Genomic DNA, 18,094 nt, shown 5'->3' with positions numbered 1-18,094 from the left:
AGACTGAACCCCTACGCGATCCTCAACGTCATCCCCGACGTCGTTCAATAAGGAGACCCCCGTGATTGATGAGACCCTGGCAGACGCCAAGGAGCAGTTCGAGCGAGCCATCGAGGCGACATCGGTCGACTTCAGCACCGTGCGCACCGGCCGCGCCAACCCCGCCCTCTACTCCCGCGTGCTGGTCGACTACTACGGCTCCGCCACCCCGCTGCAGCAGCTGGCCGCGTTCTCCACCCCGGACGCCAAGACCATCCTGATCACGCCCTACGACATCTCGGCGATGCGCGACATCGAGCGGGCCCTGTCCGACTCCGAGATCGGCGCGAACCCTTCCAACGATGGCAAGCAGATCCGCATCACCATCCCGGACCTCACCGAAGAGCGCCGCAAGGAGTACGTGAAGCTGATCAAGTCCAAGGGCGAGGACCACAAGGTCTCGGTGCGCAACACCCGCCGCAAGTCCAAGGACGTGATCGAGAAGGCCATCAAGGACGGCGAGGTCGGCAAGGACGACGGCGAGCGTGGCACCAAGGAGCTCGAGAACCTCACCAAGACCTACATCGAGAAGATCGATGAGATGAGCAAGCGCAAAGAGGCGGAGCTGCTCGAGGTCTGATGACGACCAAAGTAGGGAGGAACCTTCCCGCGGCCATCATCACCGGCATCGTCCTGCTGGTACCTGCACTGCTCGGGATCTTCTTCTTCGAGCTGATGCTGATCTTCGTCTGGACGATCCTGCTCTCGATGGGCGTCTGGGAGGTTGCGCGCGCCCTCGAGACGCGCGTCGCACCCACCGGACAGCAGCTCCGGCTGCCCAAGATCCCGCTGTTCCTCGGAGCCATCTCCATGCCCACCGCCGCCTACTTCGGCGGGGTGGAGGCGCTGACCCTGGCGCTCATGGCCACCGGGCTGGCCATCATCGTCGCGGCCGCGCTGTGGAAGGTCCGGGACCCGGGCCGCTCCATCCTGGCCTCGGTCTTCGTGGCCAGCTGGGTGCCGTTCATGATGTCCTTCGCGGTGCTGCTGCTGAACCTGGACCAGGGCGACTGGCGCCTCGTCGTCGTCGTGCTGCTGGTGGTCTCGAACGACACCTTCGGCTACATCTTCGGTGTGTTCTTCGGACGGCATCCGATGGCACCGAAGATCAGCCCGAAGAAGTCCTGGGAAGGCTTCGGCGGCTCGCTGCTCGGCGCCACCGGAGTCGGGGTGCTGGCCTCCTGGCTGATCTTCGACGAGCCGCTCTACGTCGGCGCGGTCCTGGCGATCACCGTGGTGATCGCCTCCACCGCCGGCGACTTCTCCGAGTCGATGGTCAAGCGCGAGCTGGGCATCAAGGACATGTCTCGACTCCTCCCAGGTCACGGCGGGGTGATGGATCGGCTTGACTCGCTGGTCTTCGCCATGCCCACCGCGTTCTTCGTAGTGGTCGCGCTTAACGGGGATGCCGGCGGAGTTCCATTAGGCTTATGACCATGGCGCAGAACGAGACCGCACTTTTCACCCTCCTCGACGACGGGGAGCAGGGGTACAACCGTCGCGAGGTTGACGAATTCATGGGACGGGCCCGCGTGGCCTATGACTCCGGGGAGGGCATGGCCCTTTCGGAGATCCGTGATGTGAGCTTCTCGATGACCGGCGGCGGCTATGACCCCGCAGAGGTCGACGGTGCGCTGGACCGGCTGGAAGACGCCTTCGCCGGTTCAGAGCGGGACAAGTACATCGAGGCCCATGGTGAGGACGCCTGGTACGAGCTGCTCGCAGAGCGAGCCGAGCCGCTGCGCGGACGCCTCGCCCTGCCCGACGGCAAACGCTTCCGCGAGCCCGCGCACTCCTCCTCCAACGGCTACCGCAAGGAGCAGGTGGATGAGCTGTGCCGCCAGCTCGAGCAGTACCTCGACGGCGAGAACCCGATGAGTGTGGACGAGGTCCGCACGATCACCTTCACCGGTGCCCACGGCCACAACGGCTACGACGAGGCCCAGGTGGACGCCTTCCTGGACAAGATGACAGAGATCATGGCCTCCGTCGGCTGATAGCTGGTCTTCACCCCCCTCTCTCGCTGAGCGGCGGAATTTACGGGTACCTCATGCGGAAGTAGCCCCCAACCGTTCGGAGAATCCGCCGCTCAACGCGAGTAGAGGCGGTGGATTTCCTCAGGGGTTCACCGCTGCGGCGTAAAACCTTCCGTTGTCCACAGCTCGATGTCCGGCGCCGCGAGCTCATCCGACGAGGCATTGACTGGGCCGTGTGGAACTGCTCAGCCATCCTCCCGACCGTCGGCGACGCCCCGCGGTGATCATGCCCGCGCTGGGCCGACGCCGGGCGAGACTGCTCGAGGAGGAGCTGACTCGCCGAGACCTCGAACACTCCGCGGCCAACGGCCTGGTCCGCCGCGTCGCCCATGGCATCTACACCGGCACCGAACTTCCCGGCATTGGCGGGCTCCCTGGCGAGTCGGAAGTCCTTGGTGCGTCGGCGGTCCCGGCACATCACGCGCTGCTCCAGGGACTCACCGAAGATTCCGACCGGGTGATCAGCTTCGATACTGCGGCGGTGCTGTGGGGTCTGCTGCCGGGAGAGCCGGGGCTGCCATTCCACGTCACGAGTCCGCGTGAGGGACCACGAGTGGAGCGGCCCGGCCTGGTCCTCGGGCACCGCATCGAGGTCTCCGAGAGATTCATCGTGACGCTCGACGGCGTCCGGCTCACCCACCCGGCATGGACCTGGCTGGATCTCGCGCTCCACCGACCCTTGGAGCAGGCGCTCATTCTGGGTGACCGTGCCGTGCGCCGCCCACGGCGCGAATACGGGGAGGAGGGAGCTCCTCTGGCCACACTGTCCGAGCTGCGCCAGGCCGCCGTCGCCCGGGGCCGCACCAAGGGGATCCGGCAGGTACGTGAGGTGCTGGAGCTCATCCGCGTCGGGTCTGACTCGCCGCAGGAGACGCGTCTGCGCTATTACATGCACTTGGCGGGTCTGCCCGAACCGCGCGTGAACCCGGTGATTGCTCACCCCAGCGGCTACCCCTGGTTCGAACCGGATTTGGCGGTGGAGGAGTTCAAGGTGTCCATCCAGTACGAGGGCGAGGACTTTCATTCCTCCCCGGCGAGCGTCCGCAAGGATGTCCGACGCAGCGAGATCACCGAGGAGCTGGGCTGGGTCGAGGTGCGGATCACCCAGGACCACATGGCTGATCAGGGGCGTCTCGCCATCGCGCGGATCCAGCGGGCCCTGCTGCAGCGCGGCTGGCGCCCGCCGCACCTGCCCACACACGGTTGAGGGGCGGATTCTCCGAGCATCTCATGCCGCATACGGCATCAAGTACTCGGAGAATCCGCCCCTCGGCGCAGGGGGAGCAGGAGGGAGCGGCTTAGTGCTCCGTGGCCTTCTCCGCGCCCACGCCCGTGAGCGAGCGGATCTCCATCTCGGCCTGCTTGGCCGGGTCCTCCGCCACCTTGGAGGTCAGCGAACCGATCCAGCCCAGCAGGAAGGCCAGCGGGATCGAGACCAGACCCGGGTTGGTGAGCGGGTAGATCGCCAGATCCACATCCGGGAAGAAGGAGGTGTCGCGGCCCCAGACCACCGGGGAGAAGGCGATCAGCAGCAGCGCGGAGCTGAGCCCGCCGTACATGGACCACAGTGCACCACGGGTGGTGAAGCGCTTCCAGAACAGCGAGTACAGGATCGTCGGCAGGTTGGCCGAGGCGGCCACGGCGAAGGCGAGCGCGACCAGGAAGGCCACGTTCTGTCCCTGTGCGCCGATGCCGCCGAGGATCGCCAGGATGCCCACCACGATCACGGTCATGCGCGCGGCCTTGACCTCACCGGCGGAGTCCAGCTTGCCCTTCTTAATGACCTGGGCGTAGACATCGTGGGCGAAGGAGGCCGAGGCGGTGATGGTCAGCCCGGCAACCACCGCGAGGATCGTGGCGAAGGCGACGGCGGCGATGAAGCCCAGCAGCAGCGTGCCGCCGAGTTCATAGGCCAGCAGCGGGGCGGCCGAGTTCTGCCCGCCCGGTGCTGCCAGGATCGTCTCGGTGTCCAGCAGCGCCGCTGCGCCGTAGCCCAGCACCAGGGTGAACAGGTAGAACGCACCGATCAGCGCGATGGCCACCACCACAGACTTCCGTGCGTCCTTGGCGGTCGGCACCGTGTAGAAGCGGATCAGCACATGCGGCAGCGCAGCGGTGCCCAGCACCAGCGCGATGCCCAGGGACATGAAGTCCAGCTTGGTGAACAGGTCTGCGCCGTACTGCAGACCGGGCTCGAGCAGAGCCTCCTCACCGGTGTTCTCCACGGCCGCGCCGAGCAGCTCCGAGAAGTTGAAGCCATAGAGCGCAAGCACCCAGATGGTCATCACGGCCGAGCCGATGATCAGCAGGGTGGCCTTGATGATCTGCACCCAGGTGGTGCCCTTCATGCCGCCGATGAACACGTAGAAGATCATCAGCGCGCCGACCACGGCGATGATCAGCGACTGACCCACTCCGGAGTCGATGCCCAGCAGCAGCGAGACCAGCGCGCCGGCGCCCGCCATCTGCGCCAGCAGGTAGAACAGGCAGACGGCCAGTGTGGAGATCGCCGCGGCGATCCGCACCGGCTGCTGCCGCAGGCGGAAGCTGAGCACATCGGCCATGGTGAATTTGCCGGTGTTGCGCATCAGCTCGGCGACCAGAAGCAGTGCGATCAGCCACGCCACCAGGAAGCCGATGGAGTAGAGGAAGCCGTCGTAGCCGTAGACCGCGATGGCCCCCACGATGCCCAGGAAGGAGGCCGCGGAGAGGTAGTCCCCGGCGATCGCCGTGCCGTTCTGGGTGCCGGAGAAGGAACGCCCGCCGGCGTAGTAGTCCGCAGCGGTGTTGTTGTTCTTCGAGGCGCGGATCACGAAGAAGAGCGTGACGCCCACGAAGACGACGAAGATGGCGATGTTCGCGAGCGGGCTGCCGACGTCGGAGCCCGCCTCAGCAGCGGCATTGGCTAGCGGCGCCGCAGGTGCATTCGCGGTGAACGCGGTGATCAGGGAGTTCATCAGTGCTTCTCCTCCTCAGGCAGGCCTGCGCCTCTGGCCTCGAGCTCGAGCCGGATCGCCGAGGACTTCGGGTCCAGCTTGGAATTGGTGAACCAGACGTAGAGTCCGGTGATCAAGAAGGTGGTCAGGAACTGCGCGAGTCCCAGGATCAGGCCGAGGTTGATGTTTCCCCACACCTTGATGGCCATAAAGTCGGGGAAGAACGCGGCGGCGATCACGAAGGCGATGTACCAGAGCAGGAAGAACGCCGTCATCGGGAAGACGAAGCTTCGGTGCGTCTTGCGAAGCTCCTTGAAGTCATCTCGCTGCTGCACCTCCCGGTAGTCAACGGGCCCCGCGTGCGGGGCATTGACGTGAGTCATGGCTGGTCCTCCTAGGTCGTCTCGGCTCACTCACGCGAGCCAGATTCACGGATGTATGTCCCCAGCGTGCAGTGTGACCAGGGTCACGCTCAGCCATTTTCAGGGGTCGTGCGACGAGCGGTGCCGAATTAGCGATGAATGGTCGGTCCGTGAGCTGTGCAACATCCTCGGCTCACCCCTCATAGGATGAACACGATGAACTCACTGGCGGCGTTCGCCCCCTTCGTGCTCGCCCTGGCCCTGGTGGTCGGGGTGGTCGGTGCTGCCGTGCTGCTGTACCGGACCCACCGAGCCGAAGCCACCGACGACGACGCCGGCCGTTCCCGCGCGGGGGAGTCGGTCATCAGCCCGGAGATCCGCGCTGAGTTGAGCGAGGCCTCGGTGGATGAGGCGATGCGGCGTCAGCTGGTGGAGGCGGAGCTGCGCTCGCTGCGCGCGCAGATCTCCCCGCATTTCATCTACAACAGCCTCAACGCCATCGCCGCGACGATCCCGGCGGATCCGGTGCGGGCCCGCGAGCTGGTCCTCGACTTCGCCGATTTCACCCGATACAGCCTGCGTGCAGAAGGAGACTTCACGACCCTGCGCGAGGAGCTCGCCGCGATCGAGCGCTATGTGCTGCTGGAGAAGGCGCGCTTCGGCGATCGGATCCAGGTCAAGCTGCAGATCGCTCCGGAGGTGCTCGGCGTGCAGATTCCGTTCCTGGCCGTGCAGCCGCTGGTGGAGAACGCGGTGCGCCACGGGGTGGACTCCGAGACCGGATCAGGCACCGTGTGGCTGCGCGCCGCGGACGCCGGGACCCACGCGGAGATCAGCGTCGTGGATGACGGCCAGGGCGCCGAACCTGCCGCGATGCGGGAGGTGCTGCACGGTGAGGCCGGCAACGCCCATATAGGTGTGCGCAACGTGGATCTCCGTCTGCGTCAGGCCTATGGCGCCGAGGCGGGGCTGGTGGTCGAGACCGCTCCCGGGGAGGGGATGCGCGTCTCGATGCGCATCCCGAAGTTCCAGCCCGGCCAGCTCCCGCCCTGCACCTCCCAAAGTCCTGCGGCTTCCGAGACCCCGTCGACCTCCCCGACCCCACCGCCAGCCCAGGATTCACCATGATGGACGCCGCGCCACTCGCCCAGGGCCTCACCGTGCTGGTGGTCGACGACGAGCCGCTCGCGGTGACCCAGATGGAGTGGCTCCTGGCAGCCGACCCCCAGGCGGGGGAGGTGTTCACCGCTTCCGACGCGCGGGCCGCCGAGCAGCTGCTGCAGACCCAGCAGGTCGATGTGGTGCTCCTCGACATCCATATGCCGGCTATGAGCGGTCTGGCCCTGGCGCGGCGCCTGCGCGAAGAGAGCCCGAACGAGGGGGAAGGTGAGGACGGCGCCTCGACCCCCAGCCCCCAGGTGGTGTTCGTGACTGCCGACGCCCACCCGGCGGTGGAGGCCTTCGAACTCGAAGCCCGGGACTACCTGCTCAAGCCGGTGCGGGCGGAGCGGCTTGCGGAGGCGCTGCGCCGGGCGGCCGCGGCACAGCAGACGGCGAGGCCCGAACGCGCTGATCCGGTCCGTGTCTCAGTGCTGCAGGGAGACTCCACCGTGCTCGTCAACCTCCAGGACATCCGCTGGGTCCAGGCCCACGGGGACTACGCGCGGCTGCACACCCAGGCGGGGACGTACCTGCTGCGCGCGCCGCTGGCCGAGCTGGAGGACCAGTGGGAGGTCCACGGGTTCCTGCGCACTCACCGGTCCTCCATGGTGAACCTCGCCCACGTCCGACGAGTGACGCGGCGACAGGGCCGGATGCTCGTCGAGGTCACCGGCGCGGAGCTCGAAGTCAGCCGACGCCTGATGCCACAGGTCCGCGAGCGGCTCGAGGAGCGCAGGCTGTGAGCTCGCCCGAGGAGCCCTCCCCGGCCACGTGGAGTGCGGTGCGAGGACCTCGTGCTGTGCCCAGCGTGCGTGAGGCGCTGCTCAGTAGCGGCCAGGCGGCAGAGCACGCGCTGGGCGCGGAGCAGGGAGACCTCTCCCGTGCCGAGTCGGCCGCGGCAGTGCGCCGACTCATGCGAGCCCAGCTTCGGTTGGCTCTGGTCCTCGGCGTCGGATTCTTCGTGTTGCTCGTGGTGGTGGGACTGCTGCTGACCGCCACCTCGATCGGCGGGCTGCTGCTGGCCGGCGTGCCGCTGGCATGGGTGGTGCCCGGCGTGGGCTTCTTCCCGGTGCTGCTCGGGACGGCCTGGTTCTTCCAGCGTCGGGCCGAGGCCAATGAGCGGCGCTGGGTCGAGGTGGTCGGGCTCACCCCACCCACCCCTGACGCAGACGGTGAGCCTCGATGACCGGGGAACAGATCACGGTGCTGTTCGCCGTCGGAGCGGTCTGCGCGCTGACGCTGCTGCTGGGAAGCCCCGGTCTCTCGCGCAGCACCAGTGACTTCTTCGTGGCCTCGCGCCGGGTGCCGCCCTGGATGAACGCCTCGGCGATCGCCGGAGAATTCCTCTCCGCCGCCAGCTTCCTCGGCGTGGCCGGCCTGATCCTGGCCCACGGGACCTACGGGCTGTGGTTTCCGGTGGGCTACACCGCGGGGTTCCTGATCCTGCTGCTCTTCATGGCCGCACCGCTGCGCCGCTCGGGGGCCTATACGCTGCCGGACTTCGTGGTGCTGCGCTTCCGTTCGGCGCTGATGCGCCGGATGACGGTGATCGTCGTCGTCGCCGCGGGATGGCTCTACATCGTCCCGCAGCTGCATGGCGCCTCGATCGCGCTCTCCGCCACCGGCGGGGCCCCCGGATGGGTGGGGCCGCTGCTGGTCTCCCTGGTCGTGCTCTTCGTGGTGCTCACCGGCGGCATGCGCTCGGTGACGCTGGCGCAGGCCGTGCAGTACTGGGTGAAGCTCACCGCGCTGCTGGTGCCCACTGTGTTCATCCTGCTGCAGGTCGGACTGTGGGATCGCCTCCAGCTGCCAGCCTTCGACGGCGCGTGGTCCACCTCGCTGGCGGCGTTAGGTCCAGCAGGGGATCCGTGGGCCGAGTTCTCGCGCAGCACCTCGGTGCTGCTGGCGCTGATGATGGGAACCCTCGGCCTGCCGCACGTGCTGGTCCGCTTCTACACGAATCCCGACGGGGCGGCGGCCCGCAGGACCACGACGGTCCTGATGGGGCTGCTGGTCCTGTTCTATCTGCTGCCCGTGGTCCTGGGCGTCGTCGCCCGTCTGGTCTGGGGAACACCTGCCGCCGCCGGCGAGATCGCGCGCAGCGGGGGGCTCAGCCATGACACCGCGATCCTGCGGCTGCCCGCCGCGGTCTTCGATGGACTCTCCAGCGACCTGCTCACCGCGCTGATCGCCGGGGGCGCCTTCGCGGCCTTCCTCTCCACCACCTCGGGGCTCGTCGTCTCGGTCTCCGGGGTGCTCTCTCAGGAGTTCTTCTCCGGGACGGTGCGCGGCTTCCGGCTGGGCGCGCTGCTGGCCATCGCCGTGCCGCTGGCAGTGGGGACCGCCACCTCCGAGCTCGCCCTGGCCGGAGCGGTGGCCATGGTGTTCACCTTCACCGCCTCCGCCCTCGCCCCGGTGATGCTGCTGGGAGTGTGGTGGCGCGGGCTGACCGCCCAGGGTGCGATCTGGGGCATGGCCGTGGGTGCCGTGAGCTCGCTGACCGCTCAGGTGCTGGGGCTCGCGCTGGGGGAGGGGCCGGTGCAGCCCGGAGCGCTGCAGCTGCTCGTGTCCCCTGCGCTGTGGTGCGTCCCGCTGGCCTTCGTCGTGACCGTGGTGGTCAGCAGGTTCGGGCGCGGGCAGCCGCCGGCCCATACCGACGCGGTGATGCTCCGGCTGCATACTCCGGAGGTTCCCGCGCGGCGGGACCGGCGATGACGGCTCAGCGCAGGCGCGGCTCCCCGGGGTAGCGCAGTCCGATCTGTGCGCGGATCTCATCCAGGGTTCCCATGATCTTCACCGAGTCGTCGAGCGTGAGCAGCTCGCCCTCCAGCTGACCGCGGGTGACGTAGTCCTCGGCGGCGATGGCCTGGTGCTGCATGCCGAATCCCTGCCGGGGCGTCTCGAAGCGCTCGACGACGGTGCCGTCGGTGGCAGTGTGGGTGAAGTCCGTGGAGGTGTACCAGACACCATCGATGTCGATCCGACCGGTGGTCCCGACGATGTGCGCCGTGTTCGGGCCCTTGCCCCGGGATGAGGTCATCGTGGTGGACAGCGCACCGGAGAGGTGGGTCATCACCGTCGCCACCTCGGTATCCGCGCCGGTGGCGCCGAAGTGCGCGGCCGCCTGGACGCTGATGGGCTCACCCAGGATGTCCCAGGCGAAGGAGATCGGGTAGATCCCGAGATCGAGCAGGGCGCCGCCGCCGAGTCCGAGAGCGTTGATCCGGTGCTCCGGATCGGTGGGCATGAACTGGGTGTGGTCCGCGAAGACGGTGCGCACCTCACCGATGCCTCCGGAGGCGATGATCTCGTGGATCCTGCGCATATGCGGCAGATAGCGGGTCCACATCGCCTCCATCACCAGCAGCCCCTTGTTCCGCGCAAGGTTGCGCAGCGCCACGGCCTCCGCCCGGTTCAGCGTGAAGGGCTTCTCCACGAGCACGTGCTTGCCAGCTTCGAGCATCATCCCTGCCGTCTCGCGGTGCATCGGGTGCGGAGTCGCCACGTAGACGATGTCGATCTCCGGGTCCGCGGCGAGGGCCTCGTAGGAGCCGTGGGCCGTAGGAATTCCATGGGTTGTGGCGAAGCGCTGGGCGGATTCGGCAGAGCGGGAGCCTACGGCCCGCACATCCAGGCCGGCGAGCTGCGCATCGCCGGTGAACTGCGCCGCGATGAATCCGGTGGCGAGGATGCCCCAGCGCAGTCCGGGGGTGCGCGGGGTGGGGGTGGACTCGGGGAATGTTGTGTGGCTCACAGTCATGGCCCGAGAATACACCGAGGAGGAGTTTCACCTCTCACGGCGAGACGGACACGAGTCCGCATAGCGTCAAACCCTAGGGTGGGACCCCAGGGTGCCCCAGGGGGTATGGACAATAGTCTCTATTACGCACCACGGCCCGCCGGTCCTTCCGCCGGCGGGCCACCCTTTGCAGGATCGCCTGCTCGAGACCCGGGATGTCATCTCATGTCTGTTTCCCCTGAACCAGCCCTGCCCACGTCGGCGCCTCATGCCCGCACGTCCACTTCCGCCGTGCCCGGCGCGGCAGCCTCTGCCGCCTCGCCGGGCGTGCCCGAGGGTGCTGCGGAGACCCCTGCCGCAGCCAGGCGCCGCCGCCAGCTCGGCGCAGAACGCCGCACGGAGCCGCTGCCCGTCGTCCACCCGCGCCCCAGCGTGCGGCGGATCGTGCTCAGCCGCGTGGCGATCCTGACCACCATCCTTGCCTGGGTCGGTTACATCATCTCCACCGTGCTCTGGCAGTTCCTGGAGTACGGGTCGCAGAACTTCCGCTTCACCATGGAGACCGTCGGGTACCTGCTGGTGGTCACCATGCTGACCTTCTCCGCACTGATGTACCTGGTGGCCCGGCACGGAGCGCTGCTGCGCTTCCGGACCCACCGTCGCGCCTCGCGGGCGGAGCTGGATGCTCATTTCAGCGGTCACAGCACCGTGTCGAAGCGGTCCGAGAATGATGCGCCCATCGTCGTGCTGGTGCCCTCCTATGCCGAAGAGCCCAGCGTGGTCCGACAGACGCTCTGGTCCGCCGCCCTGCAGGAGTATCCAGAGATCCACGTCGCGCTGCTGGTCGACGACGCACCCTATTCGGACAGTCCCGCTCTGCAGGAGACCCGAGCGCTCGCTGCACAGATCGAGGCGGCGCTGGAGCAGCCGGCCACCCGGATGCGTGACGCGCAGATCGTCTTCGAGATGGGGCTGGATGATCAGCGTCAGGTGAACTCGCTCCAGGCCATGATCCTGGCCGGACACTATGCCTGGGGCGGGGAGTGGCTGCGGTCGATGGCCGCCCAGGAGCCGCGAGTCGATCATGTGGATGACTTCTTCACCACCCAGGTGCTGGGCGGCCTGGCCGCAGAGCTGGAGCTCACTGCCGAAGCCCTGGAGATGGCGGCCGAGTCTGGTGAGCTTCCCAGCGCAGAGCGCATGCTGCAGATGCACCGCCGACTTGCCTGGATCTTCAGCGCCAAGCTCAGCAGCTTCGAGCGCAAGCGCTTCACGAACCTCTCCCACGAGGCCAACAAGGCGATGAACCTCAACGCGTACCTCGGACTGCTCGGCGGCGACTACACGATCGAGCAGGGGTTCTCGGGTGCTTCCCTGGAGCCGACGCAGCCGGGAGCGACCCCCGATCTCAGCGTCCCGGACGCCGAGTTCGTGCTGACCCTCGACGCCGACTCGCTGCTGCTGCCCGAGTACTGCCTGCGGCTCGTGCACCTGCTGGAGCAGCCGGGCAACGAGCGTGTCGCTGTCACCCAGACCCCCTATTCCTCCTTCCGCGGGGCTGGCTCCCGGATCGAGCGTCTGGCAGGGGCCACCACTGACATCCAGCACCTGCTGCACCAGGGCATGAGCCACGCAGGAGCCACCTTCTGGGTCGGCGCCAACGCGGTCATCCGCACGGCAGCGCTGAAGGACATCGCCGAGGTCAGCTGGGAGAACGGTGTCCTGGTGCAGCGCTTCGTGCAGGACCGCACCGTCATCGAGGACACCGAGTCGAGCATCGACCTCGGGACCCACGGCTGGACGCTGCAGAACTACCCCGAACGGCTCTCCTACAGCGCCACCCCGCCAGATTTCGGATCCCTGGTGGTTCAGCGCCGCCGCTGGGCCAATGGCGGGCTGCTGATCCTGCCCAAGCTGGTCCGTGAGCTGCGCGCGCGCCGTCGTCGTGGGGAACAGATCCGGCTCAGCGAAGTGCTGCTGCGACTCAACTACATGGCCTCGATCGCCTGGGCCTCGCTGGGGCTGATCTTCCTGCTCGCCTACCCCTACGACTCTCGCCTGCTGAGCCCGCTGATCCTGCTCGCCGCAGTGCCCTACTTCCTGACCATGGGCGCTGACCTGCGGCAGTGCGGGTACAAGTTCACGGACATCTTCCGGATCTACGGGTTCAACCTGATCCTGCTGCCGGTGAACCTCGCCGGCGTGGTCAAGTCTCTGCAGCAGGCGCTGACCGGGGAGAAGATCCCCTTCGCCCGTACCCCGAAGGTGAAGAACCGGACCGCCGCACCGTGGCTGTATGTCGTGGCCCCGGTCCTGATCGTCGGATTCTCTCTGCTCACACTGGCCCGTGACATCGGCCAGCAGAACTGGGGCAACGCCGCCTTCGCTGCATTCAACGCCTTCTGGGGCACCTGGGCCTTCGTCGCCTACATCGGACCGTGGAACGCCTTTGTGGACGTGGTGCTGGCGGTGCGCGGATGGTTCTACGTGGAGAAGAAGACCGAGTCTCGCCGCAGCGCCAGGTCGGCGCGGAAATCGAACTCCAAGGAACCCGCGGAGCAGAACGTGGATTGGCGAGTCGTCCTGGATGAAGGGACCATCGGGTCGCTCTCCGCCCAGCGTGACCAGCGGCAGCTCCGGGCGCCGTCGTCGTCATCGAAGCAGCTCGTGGTGTCCATGAAGACCATGCGCCCCCAGGAAACCAGCTCGACTGAGCCGAACAGCATCATGAAGGACGCAGCATGAGCACCACCGCACGTCTGTCCCCCTGGCGAGTCCTTCTCGCCGTCGTCATTCTTCTGGCCACTGCGGTGGCCGGCGTCGTAGGAGTCCGCATGTATGAGGCTGGGGCTTCTCAGGAATCGGCACCTCGCTGGTTCGCCGGCTATGTGGATGTCACCGCCACCCCCAGCTACGCCTTCGAGGAAGGGTCCCCGGACGCAGAGGGCAACACCTCCGACGTCGTGCTGTCCTTCATCGTGGCGGACAAGGACGGGACCTGCACGCCGAGCTGGGGCACCTACTACGGCCTGGATGAAGCCGGCCAGGAGCTTGACCTCGACCGCCGCGTCGAACGGCTCCGCGAACAGGGAGCCGGTGTCGTGGTCTCCTTCGGCGGAGCCATCAATGATGAGCTCGCCACGGTCTGTGATTCGCCCGAGGAGCTCGCCGACGCCTACCGGCAGGTGATCGAGCGCTATGACCTCGACACCATCGACCTGGACATCGAGGGGCCCGCGCTCACGGATTCCAAGAGCAACGCCCTGCGCGCCGAGGCCGTGGCCTCCCTGCAGGCCGAGCGTCGCGCCGAGGGCAAGCCGCTCGCGGTCTGGCTCACCCTGCCCGTCATCCCCAGCGGGCTGACCGCTGAGGGACGTGACGTGGTCAGCGGGATGCTGGACTCCGGCACGGATCTCGCCGGGGTGAACCTGATGACCATGAACTACGGAGAGGCCCGCGAGTCGCGGACCATGTTCGACGCCTCCGCGGCGGCCATGCGCTCCACGCACCGGCAGCTGGGCATCCTGTACGACCAGGCAGGCATTCCGCTCAGCGACTCCGCCCTGTGGGGCAAGCTGGGTGCCACCCCGATGATCGGACAGAACGACGTGCCCGGTGAGGTCTTCGATCTGGACGACGCCGAGCGTTTCCACGATTTCGCGGTGGAGAACGGTGTGGGTCGGATGTCGACCTGGTCACTGAACCGCGATGCGACCTGTGGGTCGAACTACCCGGACGTCACCCGCGTCTCGGATGCCTGCAGCGGCGTCGAACAGGGAGACACGCGGTTCGCCGAGGTGCTCAGCAAGGGCTACACCGGCCACGCCGCCGAGGCGGCTGACGCCTCCACTGAGCCGGACCCGACCGCTGCCGCGCCGGCCGAAGACGACCCGGAGACCAGCCCCTACCCCATCTGGAACAAGGAAGCCTCCTACCTCGAAGGCACCAAGATCGTCTGGCACCGCAACGTCTACGAGGCGAAATGGTGGACTCGCGGAGAGCTGCCGGACAACCCGGTCCTCGAGGAATGGGACACCCCCTGGGAGCTGATCGGCCCGGTCCTGCCCGGCGAGACCCCCGCCCCGGTCTTCACCGTGGAGAAGGGCACCTACCCGGAGTGGAAGGGCAACGCCTCCTACGACAAGGGGGACAGGGTGCTCTCCGAGGGCACACCCTATGAAGCGAAGTGGTGGACCGAAGGCGACAGCCCGGACGCGTCAGTGGCAGACCCGGACAGCTCGCCCTGGGTCCCGCTGACCGCCGAAGAGGTCAAAGCGGACGCGGCCGAAGAGTCCTGACGCAGCGTCGACACGGTCTGGCCAGGAGCCAGGCCGTGTCGACCCTTCGCGGCCGCCAGGCCCCCGAAGCGGTGCCACCCCGGACTGGACCGCCGCAGCCGGTTCCGTCAGACGTGGATCCCGGGGGAGAACCCCGGGGTCTGGTCCGGAGGGCTGGTCCGCTGCGACGCCACGGCGGCGGCAGTCCAGAGCTCTCGGCGCGAGGAGATCCCGAGCTTGGGCAGCAGATTGGAGACGTGGTACTCCACCGTCTTCACCGAGACGAAGAGGTTCTCCGCAATCTCTCGGTTGGTCCGTCCCTGGGAGATCAGATACGCCATGTCGCGCTCGCGGGGCGTCAGAGAGGCGTAGCGTCCCGCCACGGAGAGCAGCCTGCTCTTGACGTCGCTGAGCTCCGGCGCCGCGCCCAGCTGCGCGAAGATGTTGCGCGCCGCCTCGAGCTGTTCCTCGGCCTCCGCATGCTCACCGCGCTGACGGTGCACCACGCCGAGCGCATGATGCAGCCGCGCGCGGATATGCGGGAATTCGGCGGCGAGCCAGATCGAGGCGCGGTAGTCCGTCACTGCTGATTCAAGGTCCCCCCGCTTCGCGAAGAGCTTGGCCTGCAGCGCCAGCGGATGACCGTAGGGAAGCGGCAGACCGGGTCGCACCGCCACCTTCTGGGTGAAGACCTTCAGCAGGCGCTCGGCCTCAGCCAGGCGGGCAGGTCCGGGGTTCTCCAGGTCGACCAGCGCGCCGATCTCCAGCGCCCGCCAGCCGATGAGCCCGACGGTGTCGGTCCACGCGTAGAGCCTGGTGCGGCGGAAGTTCGCGAAGACGTCGAGAGCACGCTCATGGTCCCCGGACATCCTGGCCGTCCACGCCAGTGCTGTCATCACGTTGTACAGCGGCAGCGCGCTCGAGGTGGTGACGTGGTGAGTGAGCCAGTCCACATGCTCGGCGGCGGCGGTCTCATCGGCATGCGCGACGGCGACCATCGCCAGCACCGCATGCGAACTCGCGAGACCGCGCCAGTCCCGGGTGGTGCGCGCCATGGAGATGACCCGTTCGGCGCGCAGAATCGCATCCGACCAGCGCCCGAGGTGGAACTCCATCACGGCCTGCTCCGCCATCCCGCGCTGCGCCGCTGCCGGGACCACCATCTGATGGCGGCTCTCCTCTGCACGTTCCAAGTCATCGAGCGCCGCGGCGGTGTGTCCCGCGTAGAAGTGCACCCGTCCGCGGAAGTAGAGCGCATCGGTGTGTTCGGCGGTGTCAGCGGCTTCGATCAGGAAGACATCGAGGCAGCTGATGGCTTCATCGATGGCTCCGGTGTTCCACAGGGCGTAGACCTCGTGCATGACCATCACTCGCGCCATCACCTGGTCGATCGGGGTGTTCGGCACGATGCCGAGATCGCGCGCTTGAGCCACCGCAGCCTGCGCCGACTGCTCATTGGCGGCGGCGATCTCCACGCTGCAGAGCAGGATCAGCATGCGCCAGCGAACGATGTCCTCGAGGCGCTCCTCCGCACGCGGGCTGCGCAGCTGGGAGAGCAGCAGGCTGCGCGCTGCATCGAGATGCCCGGTGAAGAAGGCCATTCCTGCCTGAAGGAAGGCCGCCATGGGGCCGTCCCCGAGCAGGTCGATCTCCTCAAACAGCTCCAGGACACCCGGGGGACTCTCGGCGAGTCCCATCGTCAGACCTGCGGAGATCAGCAGTCTGCGCCTCTCCTCCCCGCGGCTGACACGCATGGCCAGAGCAAGGTACTCAGCGCTGGCCGAGTAGTTGCCCTCCCGCAGGGCGGCGTCGCCCTGAGCCTCGAGCTCTTGGGCCAGCCCGGGGTCACTCTCCGGTGTGGCCGCCGCGAGGTGCCGGGCCCGGGGGAGTCCCGTGGTGCGTTCGGCCAGCAGCAGGTGGATCAGCTGCTGGCGTGCTGGGGTGATCAACGCGAGGGCGGCCTCGCGCCAGGTCTGATCGCTGAGCCGGACCTCTCGTCCATTGCCGGTGAGGATCGGGCTGAGCGCGTCGAGCAGACTGTCCGTCTCCATGGCCTGGTCCTCCTCCGGGGCGAAGGAACGCAGAGTCTGGCCCGCGACGTCCGCGAGCTGCCCGGCCCGCGCATTGCGACCGTCCAGAGCCAGGACTTCCAGGAACGTCCGCAGGGGAGGAGTGAGGTGCTCCACGTCAGGACGCAGATAGGACTGCGGCACCGTGGAGGCAGAGACGTCGTCTGCGGTCAGACACGCACCCGCCAGGGTCACCGCGATGCCGGGGTTGCCCGCCGAGCGGGTGTGGATGCGGGTGAGCATCTCCTCGCTGAGCCGGTGGCCGTGAAGCTGGAGCAGGTTGGACATCTCGGCTCGGGTGATGCCACTCAGCGTGATGCGCGTGCCGGTCTGCGCGGCGGTCTTGGCGAACCTGCGAGCGAGCGGGTCCACTGTGGGGGAGACGGTCATCAGCAGCAGCACGGGGCAGGTCGCTTCGGGGCCGAACGCGCCCGCGTCGAGGAGCTTGTTCAGAGCCGCGTGGACCTCGGGCTCGGCGCGGTGGAAGTCTTCGGCAACCAGGCAATAGGGCGCTGGGCCATGGCGCCGCAGGGCGTCACAGACATGTTCGCCGGCTTCGACATCGGCGAAGGAGACCACCGTGAGTCCTGCCGAGGCCGCTCGGGTGCGTGCCTCTTCGGCCAGCGCAGTCTTTCCCGAGCCGATCGTGCCTTCGAGGAAGCAGACGGTGCTGCGTCCGGCACGCGCGCTGTAGATGGCGCTGAGGACCTTGGCGCGCTGGGGATCACGACCGATCACAGCCTCAGCAGCTCTGGCACTCACGTGGTCGTCCCCCATTCCGATCACGGCACCCCCGGCGCCACGATGATCCATAGTAGACGCCGGACCACGGTAGACAATGTCGTGCGTCACACTTTGAGACCTGTGTGACGTTTCTGAGCAGGAGTTTTCTGCCTGAGGAGGTCTCCGAGACGGCTCAGTTCAGCTGCAGGATCTTTTCCTGCACCACCTTGGCGCGCACGTTGGAGAAGCTCGACTCCTCGCCGACCTCGGAGAAGCCGAGCGACTCGAGGATCTTCAGCGTGCCGAGGTTGTCCACCACGACCCGTGCGGTGACGGGGCGCTCGGGGAACTCGGTGAGGAACTTCTCCACGGCCTCGGTGGTGATTCCCTGGCCCCAGAAGCGCTTCTCGATCCAGAAGGTGATCTCTCGGCTGGACTCATCCTCGAAGGCTGCGATGGAGCCCACCGGCTGACCATCACGGTCGATCGTGCGCACGATGGTGTCATCGGAGTTCAGCAGCTCACCCCAGTGATGGTCGAACACGCTGCGGTCCTTGGGATTGGTGGAGGCGAAGGCTGCCATATGGGCGGCGTCGGCGTCCTGCTGGAAGATGAAGAACTGTTCCAGATCCTCGGTCTCCACTTTGCGCAGTGTGATCATCGGTGAGGCTCCTTCATCGGCTTGTGGCCGCGTGGGTCTGCATCTGGTGTGCCTCCAGACTACTGTGCGCTCACAGCGCGGGCGAGCTGGT

15 protein-coding genes are annotated in these 18,094 nt (G+C 67.4%); 10 read left to right on the top strand and 5 right to left on the bottom strand.

Annotated elements, in window-relative coordinates; all coding sequences use genetic code 11:
* Window positions 1–61 precede the first annotated feature (61 nt).
* The 4 genes from frr (at window position 62) to H4W26_RS04635 (ending at window position 3,282) form a co-directional block, all read left to right on the top strand.
* Window positions 62–619: a ribosome recycling factor gene (frr, locus tag H4W26_RS04650; protein ID WP_192590957.1), complete on the top strand. Its 558-nt coding sequence runs from the start codon at window positions 62–64 to the stop codon at window positions 617–619.
* Window positions 619–1,473 (top strand): phosphatidate cytidylyltransferase, encoded by an 855-nt coding sequence (locus H4W26_RS04645; protein ID WP_192590956.1) that lies wholly within the window; start codon window positions 619–621, stop codon window positions 1,471–1,473. Before frr ends, H4W26_RS04645 begins: the two co-directional genes overlap by 1 nt.
* A 2-nt stretch (window positions 1,474–1,475) precedes the next feature.
* Complete coding sequence (locus H4W26_RS04640; protein WP_225939599.1) at window positions 1,476–2,036, top strand: DivIVA domain-containing protein; 561 nt, start codon at window positions 1,476–1,478, stop codon at window positions 2,034–2,036.
* Window positions 2,037–2,250: 214 nt separating this feature from the next.
* The gene (locus H4W26_RS04635; protein ID WP_192590954.1) at window positions 2,251–3,282 is read left to right on the top strand and encodes a hypothetical protein; all 1,032 of its coding nucleotides are present in this window, start codon (window positions 2,251–2,253) and stop codon (window positions 3,280–3,282) included.
* A gap of 91 nt (window positions 3,283–3,373) precedes the next feature.
* On the opposite strand, the gene H4W26_RS04630 is transcribed toward H4W26_RS04635, so the two are convergent.
* A complete protein-coding gene (locus H4W26_RS04630; protein ID WP_192590953.1) occupies window positions 3,374–5,032 on the bottom strand; it encodes a solute symporter family protein in 1,659 nt (552 codons plus the stop codon).
* On the bottom strand, window positions 5,032–5,394 hold the full coding sequence (locus H4W26_RS04625) for a DUF485 domain-containing protein (protein WP_192590952.1): 363 nt from the start codon (window positions 5,392–5,394) through the stop codon (window positions 5,032–5,034). The genes H4W26_RS04630 and H4W26_RS04625 overlap by 1 nt, the downstream gene beginning before the upstream one ends.
* Window positions 5,395–5,589: 195 nt before the next feature.
* Between H4W26_RS04625 and H4W26_RS04620 the strand changes: the two genes are divergently transcribed.
* From H4W26_RS04620 to H4W26_RS04605, 4 genes are read left to right on the top strand one after another with little or no spacing between them, the layout of a single operon-like run.
* Window positions 5,590–6,501 (top strand): sensor histidine kinase, encoded by a 912-nt coding sequence (locus tag H4W26_RS04620; RefSeq protein ID WP_318779769.1) that lies wholly within the window; start codon window positions 5,590–5,592, stop codon window positions 6,499–6,501.
* Window positions 6,501–7,277, top strand: coding sequence for a LytR/AlgR family response regulator transcription factor (locus H4W26_RS04615; RefSeq protein WP_192590950.1), 777 nt, complete (start codon window positions 6,501–6,503; stop codon window positions 7,275–7,277). Before H4W26_RS04620 ends, H4W26_RS04615 begins: the two co-directional genes overlap by 1 nt.
* Window positions 7,274–7,720, top strand: coding sequence for a hypothetical protein (locus H4W26_RS04610; protein WP_192590949.1), 447 nt, complete (start codon window positions 7,274–7,276; stop codon window positions 7,718–7,720). Before H4W26_RS04615 ends, H4W26_RS04610 begins: the two co-directional genes overlap by 4 nt.
* A complete protein-coding gene (locus tag H4W26_RS04605) occupies window positions 7,717–9,249 on the top strand; it encodes a sodium/solute symporter (protein WP_192590948.1) in 1,533 nt (510 codons plus the stop codon). Before H4W26_RS04610 ends, H4W26_RS04605 begins: the two co-directional genes overlap by 4 nt.
* A 4-nt stretch (window positions 9,250–9,253) precedes the next feature.
* Here the strand turns inward: H4W26_RS04605 and H4W26_RS04600 are convergent, their stop codons facing one another.
* A complete protein-coding gene (locus H4W26_RS04600; RefSeq protein ID WP_192590947.1) occupies window positions 9,254–10,294 on the bottom strand; it encodes a Gfo/Idh/MocA family protein in 1,041 nt (346 codons plus the stop codon).
* Between the two features lie 204 nt (window positions 10,295–10,498).
* Here H4W26_RS04600 and H4W26_RS04595 point away from each other — a divergent pair, with 204 nt between their 5' ends.
* Window positions 10,499–13,018, top strand: a complete 2,520-nt coding sequence (locus tag H4W26_RS04595; RefSeq protein ID WP_192590946.1) for a glycosyltransferase family 2 protein — start codon at window positions 10,499–10,501, stop codon at window positions 13,016–13,018.
* On the top strand, window positions 13,015–14,571 hold the full coding sequence (locus tag H4W26_RS04590) for a chitinase (RefSeq protein WP_192590945.1): 1,557 nt from the start codon (window positions 13,015–13,017) through the stop codon (window positions 14,569–14,571). Before H4W26_RS04595 ends, H4W26_RS04590 begins: the two co-directional genes overlap by 4 nt.
* A 107-nt stretch (window positions 14,572–14,678) precedes the next feature.
* Here H4W26_RS04590 and H4W26_RS13990 read toward each other — a convergent pair whose 3' ends face one another.
* Both H4W26_RS13990 and H4W26_RS04580 read right to left on the bottom strand, forming a co-directional pair.
* A complete protein-coding gene (locus tag H4W26_RS13990) occupies window positions 14,679–17,381 on the bottom strand; it encodes a LuxR C-terminal-related transcriptional regulator (protein WP_192590944.1) in 2,703 nt (900 codons plus the stop codon).
* 154 nt (window positions 17,382–17,535) lie between these two features.
* On the bottom strand, window positions 17,536–18,003 hold the full coding sequence (locus H4W26_RS04580) for a GNAT family N-acetyltransferase (RefSeq protein WP_192590943.1): 468 nt from the start codon (window positions 18,001–18,003) through the stop codon (window positions 17,536–17,538).
* Between the last annotated feature and the right edge of the window lie 91 nt (window positions 18,004–18,094).

Origin of the sequence: Nesterenkonia halotolerans (genome assembly GCF_014874065.1) — a bacterium.
Taxonomy (GTDB): Bacteria; Actinomycetota; Actinomycetes; order Actinomycetales; family Micrococcaceae; genus Nesterenkonia; species Nesterenkonia halotolerans.
Note: the sequence above shows the minus strand (reverse complement) of the source record. Positions and strands in the feature narration are given on the sequence as shown.

Excerpts from the sequence above, each read along its gene's own strand:
- H4W26_RS04620 (WP_318779769.1), top strand. The coding sequence starts at position 5,590 with ATGAACTCACTGGCGGCGTTCGCCCCCTTCGTGCTCGCCCTGGCCCTG.
- H4W26_RS04640 (WP_225939599.1), top strand. The coding sequence starts at position 1,476 with ATGGCGCAGAACGAGACCGCACTTTTCACCCTCCTCGACGACGGGGAG.
- H4W26_RS04615 (WP_192590950.1), top strand. The coding sequence starts at position 6,501 with ATGGACGCCGCGCCACTCGCCCAGGGCCTCACCGTGCTGGTGGTCGAC.
- H4W26_RS04595 (WP_192590946.1), top strand. The coding sequence starts at position 10,499 with ATGTCTGTTTCCCCTGAACCAGCCCTGCCCACGTCGGCGCCTCATGCC.
- H4W26_RS04590 (WP_192590945.1), top strand. The coding sequence starts at position 13,015 with ATGAGCACCACCGCACGTCTGTCCCCCTGGCGAGTCCTTCTCGCCGTC.
- H4W26_RS04625 (WP_192590952.1), bottom strand. The coding sequence starts at position 5,394 with ATGACTCACGTCAATGCCCCGCACGCGGGGCCCGTTGACTACCGGGAG.
- H4W26_RS04605 (WP_192590948.1), top strand. The coding sequence starts at position 7,717 with ATGACCGGGGAACAGATCACGGTGCTGTTCGCCGTCGGAGCGGTCTGC.
- H4W26_RS04580 (WP_192590943.1), bottom strand. The coding sequence starts at position 18,003 with ATGATCACACTGCGCAAAGTGGAGACCGAGGATCTGGAACAGTTCTTC.
- H4W26_RS04600 (WP_192590947.1), bottom strand. The coding sequence starts at position 10,294 with ATGACTGTGAGCCACACAACATTCCCCGAGTCCACCCCCACCCCGCGC.
- H4W26_RS04630 (WP_192590953.1), bottom strand. The coding sequence starts at position 5,032 with ATGAACTCCCTGATCACCGCGTTCACCGCGAATGCACCTGCGGCGCCG.
- H4W26_RS04645 (WP_192590956.1), top strand. The coding sequence starts at position 619 with ATGACGACCAAAGTAGGGAGGAACCTTCCCGCGGCCATCATCACCGGC.